This window comes from Mediterraneibacter agrestimuris, from assembly GCF_943193195.1.
In the GTDB taxonomy this organism is placed as follows: domain Bacteria; phylum Bacillota; class Clostridia; order Lachnospirales; family Lachnospiraceae; genus Schaedlerella; species Schaedlerella agrestimuris.
On the sequence record NZ_CALPDG010000073.1, the window covers coordinates 1 to 10,219 of the forward strand.

A 10,219-nucleotide genomic window follows, 5' to 3' on the forward strand; every position below is an offset into this window, starting at 1 on the left:
AATCTTACCTCTTTTCTTTCGTTATTTTTTGATTAAAACATGGAATGAACTCATATTTAGCCGCAGGATCAGTTTTTTTCTTTTAATTTCTTATCGTCCACCAAAACCTCCGTTTTTGTCTTTCAGTTTCAAGGAAAGATTGCTTACATAATTCAACATATTCCTCCAGGCAGACTCCTTTCTCTTCCATTTCTTCTGCAGCTTCTTTCCCGACATACCGATAATGCCATGGTTCATTGCTAATCCCCGTAATTTTTGTTTTATCGGAAGGATACCGTTTAACAAAACCATATCTGTGAGCATTTTCTGCAAGCCAGGTATAAACAGAATCGCTGGACGATATAGACGTGTCTGCATTTATATCCACGCTCAAACCAAGTTCGTGTTCACTTGTTCTCGGAACAGCTACCCATTCTTTTGCTAATTTTTCTGCTTCGATTCTTGAATTACCTTCCTTTTCATAAGCTTCTATCTTTTCGTCCAAAATTTGCTGTTGTTCTTCAGAAGTTCGATATCCTTCCCGGACAAATAACTGTAACCCATCTGCTCTTGCCGCATCAAACATTGCCTGCAATTCCGGATATATTCTGGAATCCACCTTCTGACCGTTTGACAGCTCTGTTAATTCCATTTCATAATCCTTCGGAATACGATGATTTCTATTTACTAAAACCAAATTCCAATTGTCCGATATATCCGCCTGATTTTCCCCCAGTTGCAGGATATCCCATATCGAATTTTCTGCCCATGTAACGCTGTCAATACCCTTCTTAAAGGTAAAAATCGCAAGAAAAAACAAAATTGCAAAGAGTGATAACCGCACCCATTTTTTACAAAATTTTCTTCTTTTATATCTTCTCATTTATTTTACTTCTGCCTTTTTATATACCAAATACAAAGCCGGAACAATGGCAAGGCAAAGTACCACATATAACGGTATCAAGAATGTAAAAACTCCCATTACTTTTCCGCCGATTTCACACAAAAGAAACTCGTCGTGGTATGTGCATATTCTCAGCAGCATATCCGGGAAAAATGTTACGATACGTGTAAAAATTGTAATTCTTCCCAAAAACATCGGCGCGCAGGATAACGCAAACGGAATCACAACTGCAATTACGGTAGAACGTGTAACTGCCGATACAACCATCGCCAAAAATATGATGAACATACTTCCGACATATCCACCGGTTGTAACAAAGAAATATTTTTGGAGGTAAGTCCAGTTATACATACTCATCCAGTTGCTTTCTCCAAGCTGTACCGGGCAATTTGCGCCTCCAACACCCAGCGCCCCTAATATGATTATCGTGAAGAGAAGTATAGATGCCCAATACAAAACCGTAGTAATCAAAAATCCGGCACCGATTTTTGATAATACCGCCTTATTTCTCCCCAGTTTGCTTGAAAAGAAAATAGAATCCGCTTTCCATGAACATTCGTCAGAGAAAATCCCTGCTACAAGAGTTCCAAGAATCACAACTAATAGCGTCATCAAAGTCGGAAGATACTGCGAATCTAAAAGCGCTTTCCATCCTTCTGTATATTCGTAATAAAAAGGTGTCTTGAGGTTCTCCCACTGGCTGATCAGGAACTCTTTTTCTTTTTCCGAAAAAGTATCCTTTACCTCCTCTCTAGAAAGATATTCTTTCAGGCTATCCTCTCTTATCTGATAAATTCCTGCCGCTTCCTCCGGCGATAAACTGTCCGCACGATAATACTCCCACTCATTAAATCCGGCAAATCCGTTATTCAGCATCTCATGAATATCCCTAAATCCCTGCTGCTTCACAGACGCTTCATCAAGGTCAGATGTTTCTGCAAGAATCTTTTGGTTTTCCTCTATTACCCGCCTTAGTACGTCCTCAGTCAACTCACCTTTCCACTCATTTTTTGCGGACTTCAATTCTTTCGCAGCAGAAATCCCCTGAAGCACTTCTCCGCCTTCTGTCGTATACGTTACATCTCTAAGAGTAAGAAAACTTCCCACTAACAACGCTGCCGCCAGAACAAGAAATACAATCTTATTCACCGGCTTCACAAGTATTTTTCTAATTTCAAAATTCAACATTGCTGTCACCTGCCTTTTCTCCAAAATAGTATAAGAATAAATCTTCCAGATTTGCCTCCACAAGTTCTGCGTCCGCCTTTGGTTTTTTCGCCGAAATAATCCGAAGTTCCACATCGTGAGCTTCCGACTTCATATTAGAAATCTTGTATTTCTTCATGTACTTTGCCACTTCATTTTTATTTACATAGCACTTCCAAACACCCTTTTCCATCGTTCCCAGTAATTCAGCCGCAGTACCGTTGTGAAGGATTTTTCCTTCTTTCATCAGCAATATTTCATTTGCGATATACTCAATGTCTGAGACAATATGCGTTGATAAGAGCACCAGCCGATTTTCAGCCAATTCGCTAATCAGATTTCGGAACCGGATACGCTCGTTTGGATCAAGTCCTGCTGTCGGCTCATCCAAAATCAATATTTTCGGGTCATTTAACATTGCCTGTGCAGTTCCTGCTCTCCGTAACATACCTCCGGATAATTGTTTCATTTTTTTCTTTGTCGCCTTTTGAAGTCCTACTCCTGCAATCAGTTCTTTGACCCTCTTTTTAGCCACCGCCGGACGAATACCCTTGATGGATGCAATATACAGCAAATAATTTTCTACCGTAAAGTCCGGGTAATACCCGAAATCCTGCGGAAGATACCCTAAAATTTCTCTGTATTTTTCGCCCAATTCTAAAATATCACGTCCATTACAAGTAATTTTTCCGCCTGTAGGACGAAGCAATGTACAGAGCATACGCATAAGCGTTGTTTTCCCCGCACCATTTACGCCCAGCAGACCATACACACCACTTGTCATGGTAATGTTCAGATGATCTACCGCTGTAAAGTGTCCAAATTCTTTTGTAAGATTTGTAATCTTAAGTTCCATTTATATATCCTTTCTGTCAAAATTAATTTCTAATCCACCTTATATAATAGATAACGACTTAGGTCGTTAAAAAGTTAGGCCATAACCAAAAATTTTTCATTTATTGGAGATATTTTCTCAATTCTTTTACTCGATCCAATTTTTCCCATGGCAGGCTTAAATCCTCTCTTCCGAAATGTCCGTAAGCCGCTGTCTGTTTGTAAATTGGTTTTCTTAAATCTAACATTTCAATTATCCCATCTGGACTCAAATCAAAATTTTCTTCAATAATTTGAATTAAATATTGTTCTGATAATTTTGAAGTTCCAAAAGTATCGACTCTTATGGATACTGGCTTTGCAACACCAATTGCATACGCTAACTGAATTTCACATTTTTTTGCAAAACCAGCCGCTACTATATTCTTTGCAACATATCGCGCGGCATAAGTTGCTGAGCGATCCACCTTTGTACAATCTTTTCCCGAAAATGCACCGCCACCATGTCGTGCATACCCGCCATATGTATCTACAATGATTTTACGTCCGGTCACACCGCTGTCACCATGCGGCCCGCCTATTACAAAACGCCCTGTCGGATTAACTAAAATTATAGTATCCTTATCCATCATATTCTCTGGCACCACAGGCACAATGACATATTTCTTTATATCCTGATATATCTGATCCTGAGAAATATTTGCGTCGTGCTGGGTAGAAACTACTATTGCTTCAACACGCACGGCTTTGTCTTCTTCATCATACTCCATAGTAACTTGTGTTTTCCCATCCGGTCTCAAGTAAGAAAGAATTCCTTTCTTTCTTACTTCTGTCAGTTTGCGGGCAAGCCGATGTGCTAAGGCTATCGGATACGGCATAAACTCCGTTGTTTCATTCGTCGCAAATCCGAACATCATTCCCTGATCTCCTGCCCCACTTGCTTTTATCTGCCCAATTGTTTGCCACTTTGTTTCCAAAGACTCATTGACTCCCAATGCGATATCTGGTGATTGTTCATCAATAGAGGTAATTACGCCACATGTATCGGCATCAAATCCAAACTTTGCTCTCGTATAGCCAATCTCCCGAATAGTATCTCTCACTATTTTTGGAATATCGACATATGCCGTTGTCGTTATTTCTCCCATCACCATTACCAGTCCCGTTGTAATTGCTGTTTCACACGCCACTCGGCTTAACGGATCCTCTTTTATCAATGCATCAAGTATAGCGTCTGATATAGCATCACACATTTTATCTGGATGTCCTTCTGTAACTGACTCTGAAGTAAAAAGTCTTTTGTTCATTATTAGTTCTCCTCTTCTTGTAATTCACTTGTTTTTTTTACATCTATTTCATTTTGAATGGAATAGAGTTCTGCATATATTCCACCATTCTCAAGTAATTCCTCATGCACGCCCTCTTCTTGAACTTTTCCATTTTCCAATACGACGATTTTGTCTGCTTTTTTTACTAAGCTATTGAATCTATGCATAATGATTAAAGAAATTTTTCCCCGTGTTTCATTATAAATAGATTTTAGTACAGCATTTTCTGACACCAAATCTAGTGCTGCATTAGGTTCGTCAAAAATATATAGCCCTGCATTTTTTATCAGAGTTCTTGCTAATGCAAGTTTCTGCCACTGCCCGATTGAAAGTTGCCTACCATCGTTAAATTGATATCCCAGAGCATTATTCTCTGTATCAATTTCTTCCTCTAGGCTTACTTTTTTCAGCAACTCGTTAATTGTATTAATGTCATTTTTATATTTCAAATCACCGTACCAAATATTTTCGGGAATCGTCGTTTCATACTTGATATAATCCTGAAATAATACACCTACAATATGTCTGTATGCAGCCAAATTAAACAATTTGCGATTTACATTATTTACATATATTTCACCTTCATAATCATTGTATATTCCCATCAAGATTTTAATCAGAGTTGATTTTCCCGAACCGTTATATCCCATCAAGACAACAAATTCTCCTGATTCAACACCTATATTGATATCAGATAATGTGTATTTTTCACTTCCCTTGTACTTATAGGAAACATTTTCAAATCTAATGTTGCGTATTTCACTGATGTCAAATCCTTCAGCATTTATCTTTTCAGGTGCCAGTTCAAAAAAACGTTTCACTTGGCTAACAATAGAATTGTTCTTATACATAACAGAAAAGCAGGAAAAAACACCTATTAAATTTTGTTTTAGATTGTTGATTGCATTATTATATAAGATAAATTCTCCAATCAAAATCTTCCCTATAAATGCCTGCGCAATAATATTTGAAATCACAAAAAAATCTATTGCAACTTCCAATACTCCTAACACATTAAATAATATGGTTCTTTTGTTATGCAGTTTAATCAAATCCTCATTACATTCAAATTTTATTTTTTCATATTTTTTGATAAAAAAGTTAAACAGATCGTTCATCTTAATTTCTTTAAAATGTTCTGCATTTGTAAGCAGGTAAGAGATATAGGATGATTTTCTTTCTTTTTCGGTATTTTTGTTGATTACCTCATATTCAACCAGATTATATTTTTTTTCAAAAAAATACCGAATAATAGGAATTATAGTAATCGCAAAAAATATAAGTGCATTATACTTGAGCATTATTGCCATATACGATAAGGTAGTAATAGCCAAAGAAAAAATTGAAAAAAGCGCTTTTATATTCCCCAAAACCCCCAAATCTGCGTCATACTGAGCCCTGCTCACCAAATCATAAGTCGTACTGTTCTCAAATTCCTTGCTATCTAAATTTGATACTTTATCAAGAATATTTATCTGAATAAATGTCGAAAACTCCAACTCACAATTATTTAATTTTGTTTGAACAATGTTTCCGCCAATTTCATTTGTTACTTCAAACATGGTAAGAAAAACCAGCAATGTCAAAACATCATAAAATGCACCTTGCTTCATCTGAATGTTATTAATCATTTCCTGGGTTAAGAGCAATGTTACGACCGGCGCCATACCTTTCATCAATGCATCTATTACCATATAAATAAGATATGAAATTTTAAATTCACTCAATATTCTTACAGACCAAATCAAATTAGATATAATATTTCTATTCTTTTGTTTTAACATAGTAACCTCTCCTAAAATGGTATATCCTTTAGTAGCAGGAACTGCTTCTCCGGTTACAACTCCTGCTACTTTTGCATATTTTAGAATTTTTACACCCGATCCGCTTTGGTATGGTTTGAATTATTATTGGCTGCCCCTCCACTACATTGACAGTTACAGTTCCAAATCGGCGCAAATGTGCCTCTGGTATTTGCCTGTCCTGAGCTGCATACACAGCCGGCTCTTGTTGTACCATTATAAATCTTTACATCATCTATAATTTTCATCGTCTCACCTCTTTTTCATAATAAATTTTTTTGAAATCCGGAACGAATATTTAAGCATTAGAAAGTCATTTCTCTAGACCTCCAATCTCCTTAATCCGCGCAGATTATTTATCCATCTCCTAAAATTTCTCCAATTACTAACTAATTGAATTAATCACAGTATATCAACTATTATCTATAAATGAATCAACTGTCCTTTAGAATGCCCTTTTTAGTCCGCAAAAAAGTCCAACAACAAAATCTCATTTTACTGTCAGACTTTTACTCTCAAAATTACTCTATTAATTTTTTCGTATAAATAGCGGGAGATAAAACCCCAAATAGCAGAATTCCTATTGCCGACAACATAATAAGCATCGCTGATTCCGAAAAATACCAAAACCCTATTTTATAACTATGCAAAGAATTGATGTATTCCAGCAAATTTATTCCGTTAATTGGATGAACCTTCAAAATTTTAGAAATTTGAACCGGCATCCAGCTTATATTGGCTACAGAAATAGGAAACAACACCAGTATTCCTGATACCATTAATGACACATATGTTTTTTGTGCTACTGCGTTGACACAGGCGCAAAAACTAGCTACCGCTATTATGGATAGCATACTGATCAGCAAATACCATAAATAGGTTTCTCCAAACGTCCAGTTATTAAGCGTAGTATAGAAATCCGGCATTATTTGTAATTGTGAATCCCAACCCGATATCCCTAGAGCCCCAAAAACTATTCCTGAAGTTATTGCATTACAAATCAAAAACTGAGCTATCAAATAGCCAATCATTGCATACAGCTTTTGATACGCAATCCGAAATAATCTTTTCTTTCCTATTGATATTAACAATAAATCCATTTCCTTCTCTCTCTCACAAGAAAACAGCAAATTGGAAATTATTATTGCATTGAAAGCAATCAGCGAATTAATAAAGATTAAAGATTTAAACAATATCCCCCATTGTTCTACGAATCTGTAATTATACGGATATTCTATTTTCTTCACTCTTTTTAATGCTTTTTCTTTCTCTTGAAAAGAAAAACTCTCTTCCCCAATAGCTTTTATCTTGCTTTGAATTTTGGGTATACCTCTTGTGTAAAAATCATCTGCATCCTTTATATCACTAATAACAAAGTCATTTTCTGTTGCATAATCAGCATATGCTTCTCTAAGTATAAGTATAAATCCCGGATACTTTTCTTCTGTTGCTGCATATGCTTCATCCCCTGATGCGAAAGATTTATAATAAGTAAGAGCTTCATTCAATTCAGTTATTGATATTTCCCCCTCCACCCTTTCTATTTGCCTCTTCCTTAGCTCAAGTCCTTTTATTCCATTCACACATTGCTCTTTTCCTGTTGTGTACTCATAATTTACATATTCTTTGATAAAAATAAGTGGCATAGCAACGGAAAGTGTTATAGACAATATTAGTAAAATTACAACTGCTGAATTTCTATTAAATTTTTTTAATTCGTAAACCAAACTTTCCCCTCCTATTCCCTATTTATCCTAAATGAAAAAAATTTAGGCACCACTAGCACAGATATTCCAATTATAAATATCGAACAAATCAATAAAAAAACACCCTCCGGGATGCTAATGGATAGAAATTTTTGGCTATGCAATGATACCAACAATTTCTCCGTCATAAGTGCATTAACCGGCTGCAAGCGCATAAACGTTTTTAATCCATTTGGCACTATACTAAACTTCGATATTATCAAAGGTGAATAAATCAATAAAAAGCCCACCGCTAAAGTGCTGTACACTGACTGCAGGAATGAATTCAGAACAACTATTACCATTCCTATCGCCATAGAGCAGATCCAGCCTGTAAAAATTATCAATAGATATGCCTGCAAAAAAGTTATATTATATATGATTGTGAAATATTCTATTTGAATTGGACTCTTCCAACCGGAAAATCCTGTCATAAAGAAATAAACTACTGAATATATAGCAACCATTACAAAATACATCACAGAAATAAACAACAAAAAAGTTTTTATCTTCTGCCACCCCATTGTGTACAGTTTTTTTGTATCAAGCGTTGCCAATATTAATTCCATATTTTTCTCTTTTTCATATGCAAAACTGTTTGTTCCAATAAGGATTATGGCAATAGAATAAATCAATAACAGTATCCCTATATTTTTTATAGCAATTTTCCATTGCCGACTAAATTCTATGTAAAAAGGCGCTCTTACTTTTTCCGCCCTGCTTAACGCTATTTGTTGTTCCCATTCGGTATATTCTTGAGGCTGCTGTTCAAATATTTTTTCAATTTGCTCAGTATTTTGACTATAAAAATTATTCGCATTCTTTAAATCATATAAATTATGATTTCCTTCCCCATAAACATTCGTATATGCCTCATATAACAAATCTACAATACCAGGATATTTTATTCCCAGTTCCACATAAGCAATATCTTCCAGCGATATCGATTGATAATAGTATAATGCTTCATTCAATTTTTCTTGATCCAAAACCCCTCGGACATATTGATATCTTTCCCGTTCTTTTGATATTGCTTCCGTTCCTCTTAAAAGTTGTGAATCCTCTACAGATTTTACGGTACTAAAACTTTTGACCGACAATACAGCTATTATAACGGGAGATATTACAAATACAAAAATGATTACTTTGACATACAACTCACCCATATATTTTTTCAACTCACCATGCACTAAACATATCCTCCCTTTTTAAAGTTCATCATATATACATCTTCTAATGTTGGTTTTACTGACACTGCATTCGGCACCGGTGATACTGTACTAATTATTCTAGCTTTTATATTGTTTTTATAATCATAAAGGCTTGAGACCGTATCTATTCCAATAAATTGTCTCAACTGTTCTTCATTTTCAAATTCCGCTTCCCACACACACCCTTTACATTTATTAAGCAAACTTTCTTCCGTTCCATTCATCACAAAATATCGATTTTTTAGTATATATATTTCATTACATATCGCTTCCAAATCTGATACTATATGAGTAGAAATGAGTATTATCTGGTTATGACCAGCACTTGAAATATAGTTTTTAAATTTGATTCTCTCAGACGGATCCAACCCCAAAGTAGGTTCATCAAGTAAAACAATATGAGGATTTAACTGAAATGCTTGCGCGAGTCCGACCCTTCTAAGCTGACCTCCAGAAAGTACTTTTAGCTTCTTGTCTTTTATATCCGTCAAATTAAACAAATCCATTTTTTCTTTTACATCCTGTTCGACTTCATTTTCAGAAATCTTTGCCTTTATGGTTCCCATGTAAATTAGAAATTGTGATATTGTCATCTCAGGATAACCGCTAAAATTTTGCGGCAAAAAGCCCATCAGATTTTCTTTATTTTCATTATGTTGTGGATATACTACATCACCTGTATAGTCCGCAATATATCCACTAATAATTTTAAAAAGTGTTGTTTTACCTACTCCGTTAGCTCCTAAAAAACCATATATTCCATTGGCGAGACTCAAATTAATTCCTTCTAATACTACATTTTTACCATAAGCTTTCCGTATTTCTTTTAATTGCAACATATTTCGTCTCCACCATCCATCTCTTAACTGATTTCGTATTTCGATAACAATTTCTCCAGCAATTCTTTGTCTTTTTCAAAAAATCTATAGTAGTTGACAAACAAATCCTTGATGATTCGTCTCGAACCTCCGCAGACTTTATTCTCTATGTCAGGCTTTACACCGTCTTTTCCCATCGTGCGCTCATAGCAGATAGAACACATCGGTCTTGCCCAACACTTATTACATTTCTCTTCGAAATACTTCGCATAGTCTTCTATGTAAATCTTATATACTTTCTCAAAATCATAACCATCCTCACAGTTTCCCAATACCGGCGCCGTTCCTATTTTCTCACACGCTTTGAACTCCCCTTCTACCGTGACGTAGAT

At 35.6% G+C, this 10,219-nt stretch carries 9 protein-coding genes and 1 pseudogene; all 10 read right to left on the reverse strand.

From position 1 onward, the window contains the following. Nucleotides 1–82 precede the first annotated feature (82 nt). Nucleotides 83–862, reverse strand: a complete 780-nt coding sequence (locus NFS18_RS18230; protein WP_251392853.1) for a M15 family metallopeptidase — start codon at nucleotides 860–862, stop codon at nucleotides 83–85. After that, nucleotides 863–2,071 carry an ABC transporter permease gene (locus NFS18_RS18235; RefSeq protein WP_251392855.1) on the reverse strand — a complete coding sequence of 403 codons (1,209 nt, stop codon included), beginning with the start codon at nucleotides 2,069–2,071 and terminating at the stop codon, nucleotides 863–865. Next, entirely contained in the window at nucleotides 2,058–2,945 is an 888-nt protein-coding gene (locus NFS18_RS18240) for an ABC transporter ATP-binding protein (RefSeq protein ID WP_251392858.1), read from the reverse strand. Before NFS18_RS18240 ends, NFS18_RS18235 begins: the two co-directional genes overlap by 14 nt. A gap of 100 nt (nucleotides 2,946–3,045) precedes the next feature. Beyond that, entirely contained in the window at nucleotides 3,046–4,230 is a 1,185-nt protein-coding gene (metK, locus tag NFS18_RS18245) for a methionine adenosyltransferase (protein ID WP_251392860.1), read from the reverse strand. 2 nt (nucleotides 4,231–4,232) lie between these two features. Continuing rightward, nucleotides 4,233–6,035, reverse strand: coding sequence for an ABC transporter ATP-binding protein (locus tag NFS18_RS18250; RefSeq protein WP_251392861.1), 1,803 nt, complete (start codon nucleotides 6,033–6,035; stop codon nucleotides 4,233–4,235). Nucleotides 6,036–6,124: 89 nt separating this feature from the next. Further along, complete coding sequence (locus NFS18_RS18255; RefSeq protein ID WP_251392862.1) at nucleotides 6,125–6,301, reverse strand: hypothetical protein; 177 nt, start codon at nucleotides 6,299–6,301, stop codon at nucleotides 6,125–6,127. 273 nt (nucleotides 6,302–6,574) lie between these two features. Further along, nucleotides 6,575–7,780 (reverse strand): hypothetical protein, encoded by a 1,206-nt coding sequence (locus NFS18_RS18260; RefSeq protein WP_251392863.1) that lies wholly within the window; start codon nucleotides 7,778–7,780, stop codon nucleotides 6,575–6,577. Nucleotides 7,781–7,791: 11 nt separating this feature from the next. Next, complete coding sequence (locus NFS18_RS18265; protein WP_251392864.1) at nucleotides 7,792–8,988, reverse strand: hypothetical protein; 1,197 nt, start codon at nucleotides 8,986–8,988, stop codon at nucleotides 7,792–7,794. Then, a complete protein-coding gene (locus NFS18_RS18270; RefSeq protein ID WP_251392865.1) occupies nucleotides 8,988–9,848 on the reverse strand; it encodes an ATP-binding cassette domain-containing protein in 861 nt (286 codons plus the stop codon). Before NFS18_RS18270 ends, NFS18_RS18265 begins: the two co-directional genes overlap by 1 nt. A 23-nt stretch (nucleotides 9,849–9,871) precedes the next feature. Further along, a pseudogene (locus NFS18_RS18275) lies at nucleotides 9,872–10,219 on the reverse strand (radical SAM protein); the annotation flags it as partial.